The following is a 15,001-nucleotide window of genomic DNA, read 5'->3' as shown; positions in this document are numbered from 1 at the left end:
CCTTCATGGAAAAGACCAAGCAGACTGTGCCCTCTGTGGTGCCGCGCCATGTCGCGATTATCATGGATGGGAATAATCGCTGGGCGAAAAAACGCTTTATGCCGGGTGTCGCCGGGCATAAAGCGGGTGTCGATGCAGTGCGCGCGGTGATTGAGGTATGTGCCGAGGCCAAGGTCGAAGTGTTGACCCTGTTTGCCTTCTCCAGTGAGAACTGGCAACGGCCGGCCGAAGAAGTCAGCGCCTTGATGGACCTGTTCTTCAAGGCTTTGCGTCGTGAGGCCAAGCGCCTCAACGACAACAACATCAGCCTGCGTATCATCGGTGACCGTTCGCGGTTTCATCCGGAGCTGCAGGCGGCCATGCGCGAAGCTGAAGCCATCACCGCTGGCAGCAACCGTTTTGTACTGCAGATCGCGGCCAACTATGGCGGCCAGTGGGATATCGCCCAGGCCGCGCAGCGCCTGGCTCGCGAGGTACAGGCCGGGCACCTGCGGCCCGACGACATCACGCCCGAATTGTTGCAAACCTGCCTGGTGACCGGTGACCTGCCGTTGCCGGACCTGTGTATCCGCACCGGTGGCGAGCACCGCATCAGCAACTTCCTGTTGTGGCAGTTGGCCTACACCGAGCTGTACTTCTCCGACCTGTTCTGGCCGGACTTCAAACACGATGCCATGCGTAATGCACTGGCCGATTTCGCTTCCCGTCAGCGCCGCTTCGGTAAAACGAGCGAGCAGATCGAAGCTGGAGCCCGGGTTTAAATGCTTAAACAACGAATCATCACCGCACTGATCCTGCTGCCGATCGCCTTGTGTGGGTTTTTCCTGCTCGATGGTTCCGGCTTTGCGCTGTTTATCGGCGTGGTCGTGACCCTGGGTGCCTGGGAGTGGGCGCGTCTGGCGGGCTTTAATGCGCAATTGCCACGCGTGGTCTACGCCGCTGTTGTAGCGCTGTTGCTGTTTCTGATGCATACCCTGTCGAGCATCGTGGTGCCTTGGGTATTGGGCGCTGCGGTGCTGTGGTGGGCGCTCGCGACCTTCCTGGTGCTGACCTTTCCGCGCACCAGTGGCCAGTGGTCCAGTGTTGCCAGCAAATTGGTGATTGGCTTGTTGATTTTGCTGCCGGCCTGGCAAGGCCTGGTGGAAATCAAGAATGCACCGATGGGCAACTGGCTGATCATGGCGGTGATGGTATTGGTGTGGGGCGCCGATATTGGCGCCTACTTCTCTGGTCGCGCCTTCGGCAAGCGCAAGCTGGCCTCGGCTGTCAGTCCTGGCAAGAGCTGGGAAGGCGTCTACGGCGGCTTGGCGTTGACCTTGCTGATCACGCTCGTAGTGGGTGTTGTGCGCGACTGGTCGGTGAAGGAAATACTCCTGGCCCTGCTGGGTACGGCGGTCGTGGTGTTCATCTCGGTGGTGGGCGACCTGACTGAAAGCATGTTCAAGCGCCAGGCCGGGATCAAGGACAGCAGCAACCTGCTGCCGGGCCATGGCGGCGTGCTGGATCGTATCGATAGCCTTACCGCTGCTATCCCGATCTTTGCAGTGCTGTTGTGGATGACGGCTTCGTGAGCCGCCTGCAACAGGTGACCGTGCTGGGTGCAACCGGCTCGGTGGGGTTGAGCACCCTGGATGTGATCGCTCGCCATCCTGACCGTTATCAGGTGTTTGCCTTGACCGGGTTCACCCGTTTGGCCGAGCTGCTGGCCCTGTGCGTGCGTCATACGCCGCGCTTTGCCGTAGTGCCTGAAGTGGCGGCAGCACGTGGCTTGCAGCAACAGTTGCAGGCTGTCGGGCTGGCTACGCAGGTGCTGGTGGGTGAGGAAGGGCTGTGCCAGGTGTCGGCCGATGCCGAGGTAGACACCGTGGTGGCGGCCATCGTCGGCGCAGCGGGTTTGCGCCCGACGCTGGCAGCGGTGGGTGCCGGCAAGAAGATCCTGCTGGCCAATAAAGAAGCGCTGGTCATGTCCGGCACGCTCTTTATGCAGGCAGTACGCAAGAGCGGCGCAGTGTTGCTGCCCCTCGACAGCGAACACAACGCAATCTTCCAGTGCATGCCCGGTGATTTTGCCCGCGGCTTGAGCCAGGTGGGTGTACGACGGATTCTTCTTACGGCATCCGGTGGCCCGTTCCGGCAAACTCCACTGGCTGATCTGGAGCACGTGTCGCCTGATCAGGCCTGTGCACACCCGAACTGGTCCATGGGGCGCAAGATTTCCGTGGACTCGGCGAGCATGATGAACAAAGGCCTGGAGTTGATCGAGGCGTGCTGGTTGTTCGACGCTCGGCCGGATCAGGTTGAAGTGGTGATCCATCCGCAAAGTGTGATTCATTCCCTGGTCGACTATGTGGACGGCTCGGTGCTGGCGCAGTTGGGTAACCCGGACATGCGCACGCCGATCGCCAATGCCCTGGCCTGGCCGGAGCGGATTGACTCGGGGGTCGCGCCGTTGGACCTGTTCGCCATTGCGCGCCTGGACTTCGAGGCGCCGGACGAACAACGCTTCCCGTGCCTGCGTTTGGCGCGGCAAGCAGCAGAGGCGGGCAACAGTGCGCCGGCGATGCTTAATGCGGCTAACGAGGTGGCTGTGGCGGCGTTTCTGGACGGGCGTATTCGCTTCCCGCAGATCCCGAGTATCATCGAGGAAGTTTTGAGCCTTGAGCCCGTTGTGGCAGTGGAAGATTTGGGTGCAGTGTTCGAGGCCGATGCAAAGGCCCGTGCCCTGGCCGAGCAATGGTTGAACCGCAACGCGCGTTAGCCTGTGGGCAGGTTTGAGCCTTCAGGCACTGGATTGGAATGCGGAGAAATTAGATGAGTGCGCTCTACATGATTGTCGGCACCCTGGTTGCTCTGGGTGTGCTGGTCACCTTCCACGAATTCGGCCACTTTTGGGTGGCGCGTCGTTGCGGCGTCAAGGTACTGCGCTTTTCCGTCGGTTTCGGCATGCCGTTGCTGCGTTGGCACGATCGTCGTGGCACCGAATTCGTAATTGCGGCCATTCCGCTGGGTGGCTACGTCAAAATGCTCGATGAGCGTGAAGGCGAAGTGCCGGCTGATCAATTGGACCAGTCCTTCAATCGCAAGACCGTTCGTCAGCGTATCGCGATTGTGGCTGCCGGTCCGATCGCCAACTTCCTCTTGGCGATAGTGTTCTTCTGGGTCTTGGCCATGATGGGCAGCCAGCAGGTGCGCCCGGTCATCGGCGCGGTCGAAGCGGACAGCATGGCGGCCAAGGCCGGCCTGGTCGCAGGGCAGGAAATTGTTTCCATTGATGGCGAACCGACCACAGGGTGGGGCGCGGTCAATTTACAGCTGGTGCGCCGCATGGGTGAAAGCGGCACCATTAATGTGGTGGTGCGCGAACAGGATTCCACCGCCGAGACGCCTCGCGCCCTGGCCCTGGATCACTGGCTCAAGGGCGCAGATGAGCCTGATCCGATCAAGTCGCTGGGGATTCGGCCTTGGCGCCCGGCCTTGCCGCCGGTACTGGCCGAGTTGGATCCGAAAGGCCCGGCGCAAGCCGCAGGTCTGAAAACCGGCGACCGTTTGTTGGCCCTTGATGGCCAGGCGCTGGGCGACTGGCAGCAAGTGGTTGATCTGGTGCGTGTACGCCCTGATACCAAAATTGTGCTGAAAGTTGAGCGCGATGGTGCTCAAATCGACGTCCCTGTGACCCTGGCGGTACGCGGGGAAGCCAAGGCCGCTGGGGGTTACCTGGGTGCCGGGGTGAAAGGTGTCGACTGGCCACCCTCGATGGTGCGGGAGGTCAGCTTCGGGCCGTTGGCGGCGATTGGCGAGGGTGCAAAACGCACTTGGACCATGAGTGTGCTGACCCTCGAATCGCTCAAGAAAATGTTGTTCGGCGAGCTCTCGGTAAAAAACTTGAGTGGACCGATAACCATTGCTAAAGTGGCGGGCGCTTCTGCCCAGTCGGGTGTCGCGGATTTCCTGAATTTCCTGGCTTATCTGAGTATTAGCCTTGGAGTTCTGAATTTGCTGCCCATTCCAGTATTGGATGGGGGGCATCTGTTGTTTTATCTGGTCGAGTGGGTGCGTGGTCGCCCCTTGTCGGATCGGGTGCAGGGTTGGGGGATACAGATCGGTATCAGTTTGGTGGTTGGAGTGATGTTGTTAGCTCTGGTCAACGATCTGGGACGACTGTAACGCTTCGCTGAATTGCGAATCTGCCGCATTTTGCGGCAGTTTGTTTATTGCCAGTTGGAATAAGAAAGGACTTCATGAAACGTCTGCTGCTAACTGCGGTTCTCACCGTATTGATGATCGCCGAAGTTCACGCCGAGTCCTTCACTATCTCCGATATTCGCGTCAACGGCCTCCAGCGGGTTTCCGCCGGTAGCGTCTTTGGTGCCTTGCCGTTGAACGTCGGGGAACAGGCGGATGATCGTCGCCTGGTGGAATCCACTCGTGCGCTGTTCAAAACCGGGTTCTTTCAAGATATCCAACTGGGTCGCGAAGGTAACGTCCTGGTCATCACTGTCGTTGAGCGACCTTCCGTCGCCAGTATCGAGATCGAGGGTAACAAGGCGATCTCCACTGAAGACTTGATGAAGGGTCTCAAGCAATCCGGCCTGGCCGAAGGCGAGATCTTCCAGCGCGCCACCCTCGAGGGTGTGCGTAACGAACTGCAACGTCAGTACGTCGCCCAGGGTCGCTATTCCGCGTCCGTGGAAACCGAAGTGATTCCGCAGCCTCGTAACCGTGTTGGCCTCAAGGTCAAGATCAACGAAGGCACCGTGGCTGCGATCCAGCACATCAACGTGGTGGGTAACACCAAGTTTGCTGATGACGACCTGATCGACCTGTTCGAACTCAAGACCACCAACTGGCTGTCGTTCTTCAAGAACGATGACAAGTACGCCCGTGAAAAACTCTCCGGTGACCTGGAACGTCTGCGTTCCTACTACCTGGACCGTGGCTATATCAACATGGATATCGCTTCGACCCAGGTGTCCATCACCCCGGACAAGAAACACGTCTACATCACCGTCAATGTCAACGAAGGTGAGAAATACACCGTGCGTGACGTCAAGCTCAGCGGCGACCTGAAAGTCCCTGAAGACCAGGTGAAGTCGCTGTTGCTGGTGCAGAAAGACCAGGTGTTCTCGCGCAAGCTGATGACCACCACGTCCGAACTGATCACCCGTCGCCTGGGTAACGAAGGCTATACCTTCGCCAACGTCAACGGCGTGCCGACCCCGCACGACGAAGACCACACCGTGGACATCACCTTCGTTGTCGACCCAGGCAAGCGTGCCTACGTGAACCGCATCAACTTCCGTGGCAACACCAAGTCTGCGGACGAAGTGCTGCGTCGTGAGATGCGTCAGATGGAAGGTGGCTGGGCGTCGACTTACCTGATCGACCAGTCCAAGACCCGTCTTGAGCGCCTGGGCTTCTTTAAGGAAGTCAACGTCGAAACCCCGGCCGTACCGGGTGTGGACGACCAGGTTGACGTGAACTACGCCGTTGAAGAACAAGCCTCGGGTTCGATCACTGCCAGCGTCGGTTTTGCACAGAGTGCCGGTCTGATCCTCGGTGGTTCGATCACCCAGAACAACTTCCTCGGTACCGGTAACAAGGTCTCCATCGGCCTGACCCGAAGCGAATACCAGAGCCGCTATAACTTCGGTTATGTCGACCCCTACTGGACAGCTGACGGTGTGAGCCTGGGCTACAACGCCTTCTACCGCACCACCGACTACAAAGACCTGAACGTTGACGTTGCCAGCTACGCGATCGACAGCCTCGGCGCCGGTGTCAACATCGGTTACCCGATCAGCGAGACTTCGCGTCTGACCTTCGGTTTTACTGCGCAACAGGACAAAATCAAGACCGGTGTGTACACCACGGATGAGATTTTCGACTTCGTGCGCCGTGAAGGTGACCAGTTCCTGAACTTCAAGGCGTCGGTTGGCTGGTCGGAATCGACCCTGAACAAAGGTGTGCTGGCGACACGTGGCCATTCCCAAAGCCTGACTGCTGAAGCCACCACGCCGGGCAGCGACCTGTCGTTCTTCAAGCTCGACTACCGTGGCCAGTTGTTCCAGCCGCTGAGCGACAACTACACCGTGCGCCTGCACACCGAATTGGGTTATGGCGACGGTTATGGTTCGACCAGTGGTCTGCCGTTCTATGAGAACTACTATGCAGGCGGTTTCAACTCGGTTCGTGGCTTCAAGGACAGTACCTTGGGCCCGCGTGGTACGCCGAGTCGTGGTCAAGCGGTAACCGGTAACCAAGGCACGCTCCCTGACTCCAACAATGACGCTCTGGCATTCGGTGGTAACGTACTGATCCAGGGTGGTGCCGAGCTTCTGTTCCCGCTGCCATTCGTCAAGGATCAGCGTTCGCTGCGTACTTCGGTCTTCTGGGACGTGGGTAACGTGTTTGACTCCAAGTGCCAACAGGTCAACAACCCGGCTCCTGTTCCTGGTCCTGGTTCTGTGTCCCAAACCCAGTGCAACGACGTCAGCTTGAGCAACCTCGCCAGCTCCGTAGGTGTTGGCGTGACGTGGGTGACTGCACTTGGCCCATTGAGCTTTGCTCTGGCCATGCCGATCAAGAAACCGGATAACGCTGAAACCCAGATTTTCCAATTCTCCCTCGGCCAGACGTTCTAAGCGTCTGACCCAAGATAACGACAACGGATTCTGTAGGAGTACATCGTGCGTAAGTTGACTCAATTGGTTCTGCTGGCCACCGTGCTGGTAACCACCCCGGCCTTCGCCGAAATGAAAATCGCCGTCCTGAACTATCAGATGGCCCTGCTGGAATCCGACGCGGCCAAGCGTTACGCCGTGGATGCCGAGAAGAAGTTCGGTCCGCAACTGACCAAGCTCAAGACTCTGGAAAGCAGTGCCAAGGGTATCCAGGATCGTCTGGTAGCCGGTGGCGACAAAATGCAGCAAGGCGAGCGTGAGCGTCTGGAGCTTGAATTCAAGCAAAAGGCCCGCGACTACCAGTTCCAGTCCAAGGAGCTGAACGAAGCCAAAGCCGTTGCTGACCGTGAAATGCTCAAGCAGCTCAAGCCTAAGCTCGACAGCGCCGTGGAAGAAGTCATCAAGAAAGGTGCCTTTGACCTGGTGTTCGAGCGCGGCGCCGTGATTGACGTCAAGCCTCAATACGACATCACCCGCCAGGTGATCGAGCGCATGAACCAGCTGAAGTAAGCCATGACCGCGACTATCAAGCTCGGCGAGTTGGCCGAGTTCCTGGGGGCCACCTTGCGTGGCTCCAAGGAGAAAGAAATTACTGGGCTAGCCACCTTGCAGGAGGCTGGCCCAGCTCAGTTGAGCTTCCTCGCAAATCCCCAATACCGTAAATACCTGGTCGACAGCCAAGCCGCAGCCGTGTTGCTGAAGGCCGCTGACGCCGAAGGGTTTAACGGGGATGCGCTGGTGGTTGCCGACCCTTACCTGGCGTATGCCCGGGCGTCGCACCTGTTCGATCCGAAACCCAGGGCGGCGGCTGGTATTCACCCGTCGGCCGTGATTGCCGATGATGCCCAGGTTGACCCTGCGGCCAGCATTGGCGCGTTTGCCGTGATCGAGAGTGGTGCGCGCATTGCTGCCGGTGTCACGGTGGGGGCTCATTGCTTTATCGGTGCGCGCTGCGAAATCGGCGCCGATGGTTGGCTGGCGCCTCGCGTCACCCTTTACCACGACGTGCGTATTGGTGAGCGGGTTGTCATTCAGTCAGGCGCAGTGATCGGTGGCGAAGGTTTCGGTTTTGCCAACGCCAAAGGCATCTGGCACAAAATTGCCCAGGTCGGCGGCGTATTGATCGGCGACGACGTGGAAATCGGTGTCAACACCGCTGTGGATCGCGGGGCCTTGGCCGATACCGTACTCGGTAACGGCGTGAAGCTCGACAACCAGATCCAGATCGCCCACAACGTGCAGATTGGCGATCACACCGCCATGGCGGCGTGCGTGGGTATCTCCGGCAGTACCAAGATCGGCAAGCATTGCATGCTCGCCGGTGGCGTTGGGCTGGTGGGGCATATTGAAGTTTGCGACAACGTCTTCATCACCGGCATGACCATGGTGACCCACTCGATTACCGAGCCGGGTGCCTACTCTTCCGGTACGGCCATGCAGCCTGCGGCTGAATGGCGAAAAAGTGCGGCACGTTTGCGCAAGATCGACGACATGGCCCGACGCCTCAAGCAGGTCGAAAAGCGTGTCGAGGACGTGACCCCTGGCGGTAATGCTTCATCAGAAGGCTGATACCATTTCCATATCAAGTGTGCACAGCCGCTAGACTGCCTCCTTGATTTGCTAGCGGGGCGTGCGTTTAGTTCGCCCGCCCCCAATCTTTATTACAGGCTTCCCCCCGAAATGATGGACATCAACGAGATTCGCGAATACCTGCCTCACCGTTACCCGTTCCTGCTGGTGGACCGTGTAGTGGACCTCAATGTCGAGGAAAAGCGCATTCGTGCCTACAAGAATGTCAGCATCAACGAACCGTTCTTCAATGGTCACTTCCCCGCGCATCCGATCATGCCGGGCGTGCTGATTATCGAAGCGATGGCCCAGGCTGCCGGTATCCTTGGTTTCAAAATGCTCGACCTCAAGCCTGCCGACGGCACGCTTTACTATTTCGTGGGCTCCGACAAACTGCGCTTTCGCAACCCGGTCACTCCGGGTGACCAGTTGATCCTGGAAGCCAAGTTCATCAGCTGCAAGCGCCAGATCTGGAAGTTCGAATGCCAGGCCTCGGTGGACGGCAAGCCGGTGTGTTCCGCTGAGATCATCTGTGCGGAACGCAAACTATGAGTTTGATTGACCCTCGCGCAATCATCGATCCGTCGGCCGTTCTGGCCGCCGACGTTGAGGTCGGCCCTTGGTCGATCATCGGCGCAGGTGTTGAAATCGGCGAGGGGACTGTCATCGGGCCACACGTGATCCTCAAAGGTCCGACCCGCATTGGCAAACACAATCGTATCTACCAGTTTTCCTCGGTAGGCGAAGACACCCCGGACATGAAGTACAAGGGTGAAGAAACACGCCTGGTAATCGGTGATCACAACATCATCCGTGAAGGTGTGACCATTCACCGTGGCACTGTGCAGGATCGTGCCGAAACCACGCTGGGTGATCACAATCTGATCATGGCCTATGCGCATATCGGCCATGACAGTGTGATCGGCAACCATTGCATCCTGGTCAACAACACGGCGCTGGCCGGCCATGTGCACGTTGACGATTGGGCGATCCTGTCCGGCTTCACCCTGGTCCACCAGTACTGCCATATCGGCGCCCACAGCTTTTCCGGCATGGGCACAGCGATTGGCAAGGATGTTCCGGCATTTGTCACGGTGTTCGGCAACCCTGCCGAAGCCCGCAGCATGAACTTCGAAGGCATGCGCCGTCGCGGTTTCAGTGAAGACGCGATTCACGCTCTGCGCCGCGCCTATAAGACGGTTTACCGTCAGGGGCTGACGGTTGAGCAGGCACTGACTGAACTGACCGAGCCAGCAGCGTTGTTCCCGGAAGTCGCGGTGTTCCGCGACTCTATCCAGGCATCGACGCGCGGCATCACCCGCTGATCATGGCTACTCTGCGTATTGCGCTGGTGGCCGGTGAAGCTTCCGGCGATATCCTGGGCGCTGGGCTGATGCGGGCGCTCAAGGCCCAGCATCCAGCGGTGGAGTTTATTGGCGTGGGCGGCCCGCTCATGCAGGCCGAAGGTCTGACATCCTACTTTCCCATGGAGCGCCTGTCGGTCATGGGGCTGGTGGAGGTGCTGGGCCGCCTGCGTGAGTTGCTGGCACGCCGCAAGCTGCTGATTCAAACCCTGATCGAAGAAAAGCCCGACGTCTTTATTGGCATCGATGCGCCGGACTTCACCCTCAATATCGAACTCAAGTTGCGTCAGGCCGGCATCAAGACCGTGCATTACGTCAGCCCGTCCGTATGGGCGTGGCGGCAGAAGCGTGTGCTGAAGATCCGCGAAGGCTGCGACTTGATGCTGACCTTGCTGCCGTTCGAAGCCAGGTTTTACGAAGAGAAGGGCGTGCCGGTGCGGTTTGTCGGGCATACCTTGGCCGACACCATCCCGCTACAAGCTGACCGCGCCGCCGCGCGCGCCCAGTTGGGCTTGCCTGACGGTCCGCTGGTGGCATTGATGCCGGGCAGTCGAGGCGGTGAAGTCGGGCGTCTGGCCAGTGTGTTTTTCGAGGCTGCCGAACGCCTTCAAGCCTTGAAGCCAGGCGTGCGTTTCGTATTACCTTGCGCCAGCCCGCAACGGCGTGCGCAAATCGAGACGTTGCTCGAAGGCCGCAATCTGCCGTTGACCTTGCTCGACGGCCAGTCGCACCTGGCTCTAGCCGCCTGTGATGCGGTATTGATTGCCTCGGGCACCGCGACCCTGGAGGCGCTGCTGTACAAACGCCCGATGGTCGTGGCTTATCGCCTGGCGCCGCTGACGTTCTGGATTCTCAAGCGCATGGTCAAGAGCCCTTACATCTCCTTGCCTAACCTGCTGGCCCAACGCCTGCTGGTACCGGAGTTGTTGCAGGACGATGCAACGCCCGAAGCCTTGGCACAAACTCTACTACCCTTGATCGACGGCGGCGAAGAGCAGACCCGTGGTTTTGACGACATCCACCGCACCCTGCGGCGTGATGCATCGAACCAGGCGGCTGATGCCGTACTGACCTTGATCGGGCAAAAACAGGACGCTTTATGACCACGCAAATGGGCCTGGATTTCAGTCTGGTCGCACACGCCGACGCACTGGTCGCCGGTGTTGATGAAGTGGGGCGTGGCCCGTTGTGTGGCGCGGTGGTGACGGCGGCGGTGATCCTCGACCCAAATCGCCCGATCCTCGGTCTCAATGACTCAAAAAAACTCACCGAAGCGCGCCGTGAAAAGCTCTACGACGAGATCTGCGAAAAAGCGTTGAGCTGGCACATCGCCCGGGCCGAAGTCGAAGAGATCGATGAGCTGAACATCCTTCACGCCACCATGCTGGCCATGCAGCGCGCCGTCGAAGGGCTGCACATCACACCGAAAATGGCGATGATCGACGGCAACCGCTGCCCCAAACTGGCGATGCCTTCAGAAGCCGTGGTCAAGGGGGATAGCAAGGTCCCGGCGATTGCCGCCGCCTCGATCCTGGCCAAAGTCAGCCGCGACCGCGAAATGGCGGCGTTTGAATTGATCTATCCGGGCTACGGCATCGGTGGTCATAAAGGTTACCCGACGCCCGTTCATCTGGAAGCCTTGGCTCGCCTGGGCCCGACGCCGATCCACCGTCGTTCGTTCGCCCCGGTCCGTCAGGCTTACGAGGCGCGTGAGAGTCTCAGCGAGGTTTAGTCGCGAGGCTGATGTTTTGCTCAAGGCCCGGTACAATCCCGGGCCTTGTTGTTTCTAAGTTTTTAGACAGGATCACTATGCCGGCTTCATTCGTTCACCTGCGCCTGCACACTGAATACTCCCTGGTCGACGGCCTGGTACGGATCAAACCGCTGGTCAAAACCCTGGTGGGCATGAACATGCCTGCGGTGGCGGTTACCGACCAGAACAACATGTGTTCCCTGGTCAAGTTTTACAAGAACGCCATGGGCGCCGGCATCAAGCCGATTTGCGGCGCCGACCTGTGGCTGTCGAACAAAGACCCGGATAACCCCCTGAGCCGCATCAGCCTGCTGGCGATGAATGGCGTGGGTTATCGCAACCTCACCGAATTGATCTCGCGCGGTTTTATCGACGGCCAGCGCAACGGCTCGATCATCATTGAGCGTGAGTGGGTGGCTGAGGCGAGTGAGGGCGTGATCATGCTCTCGGCCGCCAAAGAGGGCGAGATCGGTATCGCGCTGCTGGGCGGCAACCCCCAGGAAGCCGAAGTGTTGGCCCGCGAGTGGATGGACGTGTTTCCCGACCGCTTCTATCTGGAAGTCCAGCGCACCAATCGCCCCAATGACGAAGAACACCTGCACGCCGCCGTGGCCCTGGCCGACAAGCTGGGCGCGCCGCTGGTTGCGACCAACGATGTGCGCTTTATCAAGAAAGAAGATTTCGAGGCCCACGAAACCCGCGTGTGCATTGGCGAAGGCCGGGCACTGGATGACCCGCGCCGCTCCAAGAACTACAGCGAAGAGCAGTACCTCAAAAGCGCCGATGAAATGGCCGAGCTGTTCAGCGACCTGCCTGAGGCGCTGGAAAACTCGGTCGAAATCGCCAAACGCTGCAATATCGAAGTGAAGCTGGGCAAGCACTTTCTGCCCAACTTCCCGATTCCCGATGGCATGACCATCGATGAGTATTTCCGCAAGGTGTCGTTCGACGGTCTGGAAGAGCGATTGAGCGTTCTGCTGCCCAAGGACACCACCGAAGACTACGACGCCAAGCGCCAGGTCTACGTCGACCGGCTGAATTTCGAGCTGGATATCATTATCCAGATGGGGTTCCCCGGTTACTTCCTGATCGTAATGGACTTTATCCAGTGGGCCAAGAGCAACGGCGTGCCGGTAGGCCCAGGGCGGGGTTCGGGTGCCGGGTCGCTGGTGGCCTATGTGCAGAAGATCACCGACCTTGACCCGCTGGAATACGACCTGCTGTTCGAACGGTTCCTGAACCCGGAACGGGTTTCCATGCCCGATTTCGACGTTGACTTCTGCATGGACGGTCGCGACCGTGTGATCGAGTACGTGGCCGAGAAATATGGCCGCAACGCCGTGAGCCAGATCATCACCTTCGGTTCCATGGCGGCCAAGGCCGTAATCCGTGACGTGGCGCGGGTGCAAGGCAAGTCCTACGGTTTGGCGGACCGTCTATCGAAGATGATTCCGTTTGAAGTCGGCATGACCCTTGAGAAGGCTTACGAGCAGGAAGAAATCCTGCGCGACTTCATCAAGATCGATGAAGAAGCCGCCGAAATCTGGGACATGGCACGCAAACTCGAAGGCGTGGTGCGTAACGTCGGCAAACACGCCGGTGGTGTGGTGATTGCGCCAACCAAGCTCACCGACTTTTCGCCGATTTATTGCGATGAAGAAGGCGATGGCCTGGTCACCCAGTTCGATAAGGATGACGTGGAGGCAGCCGGCCTGGTGAAGTTCGACTTCCTCGGCCTGCGAACCCTGACGATCATCGACTGGGCGCTCAAGACCATTAACCGCGAGCGCGCCAAGGTCGACGAAGAACCGCTGGATATCGCGTTTATCCCGCTGGATGACAAACCTACCTACCAGCTGCTGCAAAAAGCCGAAACCACCGCGGTGTTCCAGCTTGAGTCGCGCGGCATGAAAGAGCTGATCAAAAAGCTCAAGCCCGACTGCCTGGAAGACTTGATCGCACTGGTGGCCTTGTTCCGCCCAGGCCCGCTGCAGTCGGGCATGGTGGATGACTTTATCAACCGTAAGCACGGCCGCGCCGAACTGGCGTACCCGCACTCCGATTACCAGTATGAAGGCCTAAAACCGGTACTGGCGCCGACCTACGGCATCATCCTGTATCAAGAACAGGTGATGCAGATTGCCCAGGTCATGGCCGGTTACACCCTTGGCGGTGCGGACATGCTGCGTCGCGCCATGGGTAAGAAAAAGCCCGAGGAAATGGCCAAGCAGCGCGGCGGTTTCATTGAGGGTTGCGCCACCAACAATATCGACGCGGACCTGGCCGGTAACATTTTCGACCTGGTAGAGAAGTTCGCCGGTTACGGCTTCAACAAATCCCACTCCGCCGCCTACGGCCTGGTGTCGTACCAGACCGCCTGGCTGAAAGCCCACTACCCGGCGCCGTTCATGGCAGCGGTACTCTCGGCGGATATGCACAACACCGACAAGGTCGTGACCTTGATCGAGGAAGTGCGCACCATGAAGCTGCGCCTCGACGCGCCGGACGTGAACGCCTCGGAGTTCAAGTTCACGGTGAACGACGAAGGCCGCATCATCTATGGCCTGGGCGCCATCAAGGGCGTGGGCGAAGGGCCGGTTGAAGCAATCACCGAAGCGCGTCAGCATGGGCCGTTCGAGGATTTGTTCGACTTCTGCGCACGGGTTGACCTCAAGCGCATCAACAAGCGCACCCTCGATGGTTTGATCCGCAGTGGCGCGCTCGATCGTCTCGGCCCGTATTTCCATGATGAACCGAAGGCTTACCAGGCGAACATCGACCGCAACCGGGCGGTGCTGCTCACCGCCATGGAAGAAGCGATCAAGGCCGCCGAACAGACCGCCCGCACCCATGACAGTGGCCACGCCGACCTGTTTGGCGGGCTGTTTGTCGAGGAAGATGCCGACGTTTATGCCAACCATCGCAAGGCCAAGGAGCTGACCCTCAAGGAGCGTCTCAAAGGTGAGAAAGACACCCTGGGCCTGTACCTGACCGGTCACCCGATCGACGAGTACGAAGGTGAAATACGCCGTTTCGCCCGTCAGCGCATCATCGACCTGAAGCCAGCGCGCGATACCCAGACCGTCGCCGGTATGATCATCGCCCTGCGCGTGATGAAAAATAAGAAGGGCGACAAGATGGGCTTTATCACCCTCGATGACCGCTCGGGCCGCATCGAGGCGTCGCTGTTTGCCGATGCGTTTCACTCCGCGCAGTCGCTGCTGCAGACCGATGCCATGGTGGTGGTGGAAGGCGAGGTCAGCAACGATGACTTCTCCGGCGGCCTGCGCCTGCGGATCAAGCGGGTGATGAGCATGGAAGATGCGCGCACCAACCTGGCCGAAAGCCTGCGCTTGAAGGTCAAGACCGAAGCCCTTAAAGGCGATCAGCTACGCTGGTTGGGTGACTTGCTCAAACGTCACCGTGGCGCGTGCCCGGTGACCATGGAATACACCGGCAATGACGCCAAGGCGATGCTGCAGTTTGGTGAGACGTGGCGAATTGATCCCGCTGATGGCTTGATTCAAGCTTTGCGTGACCAGTTCGGGCGAGACAACGTCTTCCTCCAATACCGCTGACGGTCAGATACGTCTGATCTCGGCTGAACATTTAATCTCGACCTAAACGCGCCTCTC

The 15,001-nt window shown here is 59.1% G+C and carries 12 protein-coding genes; all 12 read left to right on the top strand.

Annotated features, from left to right (window positions below; genetic code table 11):
• Nucleotides 1–5: 5 nt before the first annotated feature.
• The 12 genes from uppS (at nt 6) to dnaE (ending at nt 14,944) form a co-directional block, all read left to right on the top strand.
• Nucleotides 6–761, top strand: coding sequence for a polyprenyl diphosphate synthase (uppS, locus tag AB4P96_RS25040; RefSeq protein WP_017137143.1), 756 nt, complete (start codon nt 6–8; stop codon nt 759–761).
• Nucleotides 762–1,571 (top strand): phosphatidate cytidylyltransferase, encoded by an 810-nt coding sequence (locus AB4P96_RS25035; RefSeq protein WP_395600196.1) that lies wholly within the window; start codon nt 762–764, stop codon nt 1,569–1,571.
• Nucleotides 1,568–2,758 carry a 1-deoxy-D-xylulose-5-phosphate reductoisomerase gene (ispC, locus tag AB4P96_RS25030; RefSeq protein ID WP_395600195.1) on the top strand — a complete coding sequence of 397 codons (1,191 nt, stop codon included), beginning with the start codon at nt 1,568–1,570 and terminating at the stop codon, nt 2,756–2,758. Before AB4P96_RS25035 ends, ispC begins: the two co-directional genes overlap by 4 nt.
• A 53-nt stretch (nt 2,759–2,811) precedes the next feature.
• Complete coding sequence (gene rseP / locus AB4P96_RS25025) at nt 2,812–4,164, top strand: sigma E protease regulator RseP (protein ID WP_395600194.1); 1,353 nt, start codon at nt 2,812–2,814, stop codon at nt 4,162–4,164.
• A gap of 74 nt (nt 4,165–4,238) precedes the next feature.
• Nucleotides 4,239–6,641, top strand: coding sequence for an outer membrane protein assembly factor BamA (gene bamA / locus AB4P96_RS25020; protein ID WP_395600193.1), 2,403 nt, complete (start codon nt 4,239–4,241; stop codon nt 6,639–6,641).
• Nucleotides 6,642–6,686: 45 nt separating this feature from the next.
• The gene (locus AB4P96_RS25015; protein WP_003189173.1) at nt 6,687–7,190 is read left to right on the top strand and encodes an OmpH family outer membrane protein; all 504 of its coding nucleotides are present in this window, start codon (nt 6,687–6,689) and stop codon (nt 7,188–7,190) included.
• Nucleotides 7,191–7,193: 3 nt separating this feature from the next.
• Complete coding sequence (gene lpxD / locus AB4P96_RS25010; RefSeq protein WP_017137148.1) at nt 7,194–8,249, top strand: UDP-3-O-(3-hydroxymyristoyl)glucosamine N-acyltransferase; 1,056 nt, start codon at nt 7,194–7,196, stop codon at nt 8,247–8,249.
• 111 nt (nt 8,250–8,360) lie between these two features.
• Nucleotides 8,361–8,801 (top strand): 3-hydroxyacyl-ACP dehydratase FabZ, encoded by a 441-nt coding sequence (fabZ, locus tag AB4P96_RS25005; protein WP_003172281.1) that lies wholly within the window; start codon nt 8,361–8,363, stop codon nt 8,799–8,801.
• Nucleotides 8,798–9,574 carry an acyl-ACP--UDP-N-acetylglucosamine O-acyltransferase gene (lpxA, locus tag AB4P96_RS25000; RefSeq protein WP_017137149.1) on the top strand — a complete coding sequence of 259 codons (777 nt, stop codon included), beginning with the start codon at nt 8,798–8,800 and terminating at the stop codon, nt 9,572–9,574. The genes fabZ and lpxA overlap by 4 nt, the downstream gene beginning before the upstream one ends.
• A 2-nt stretch (nt 9,575–9,576) precedes the next feature.
• Nucleotides 9,577–10,716, top strand: a complete 1,140-nt coding sequence (gene lpxB, locus AB4P96_RS24995) for a lipid-A-disaccharide synthase (protein ID WP_099548557.1) — start codon at nt 9,577–9,579, stop codon at nt 10,714–10,716.
• Complete coding sequence (rnhB, locus tag AB4P96_RS24990) at nt 10,713–11,345, top strand: ribonuclease HII (protein WP_017137151.1); 633 nt, start codon at nt 10,713–10,715, stop codon at nt 11,343–11,345. Before lpxB ends, rnhB begins: the two co-directional genes overlap by 4 nt.
• A 77-nt stretch (nt 11,346–11,422) precedes the next feature.
• Nucleotides 11,423–14,944: a DNA polymerase III subunit alpha gene (gene dnaE / locus AB4P96_RS24985; protein WP_017137152.1), complete on the top strand. Its 3,522-nt coding sequence runs from the start codon at nt 11,423–11,425 to the stop codon at nt 14,942–14,944.
• Nucleotides 14,945–15,001 lie beyond the last annotated feature (57 nt).

This window comes from Pseudomonas sp. B19125, assembly GCF_044218855.1.
GTDB lineage: Bacteria > Pseudomonadota > Gammaproteobacteria > Pseudomonadales > Pseudomonadaceae > Aquipseudomonas > Aquipseudomonas edaphica.
The sequence above is the reverse complement of the archived record's forward strand: the minus strand, read 5'-3'. Positions and strand labels throughout refer to the sequence as shown.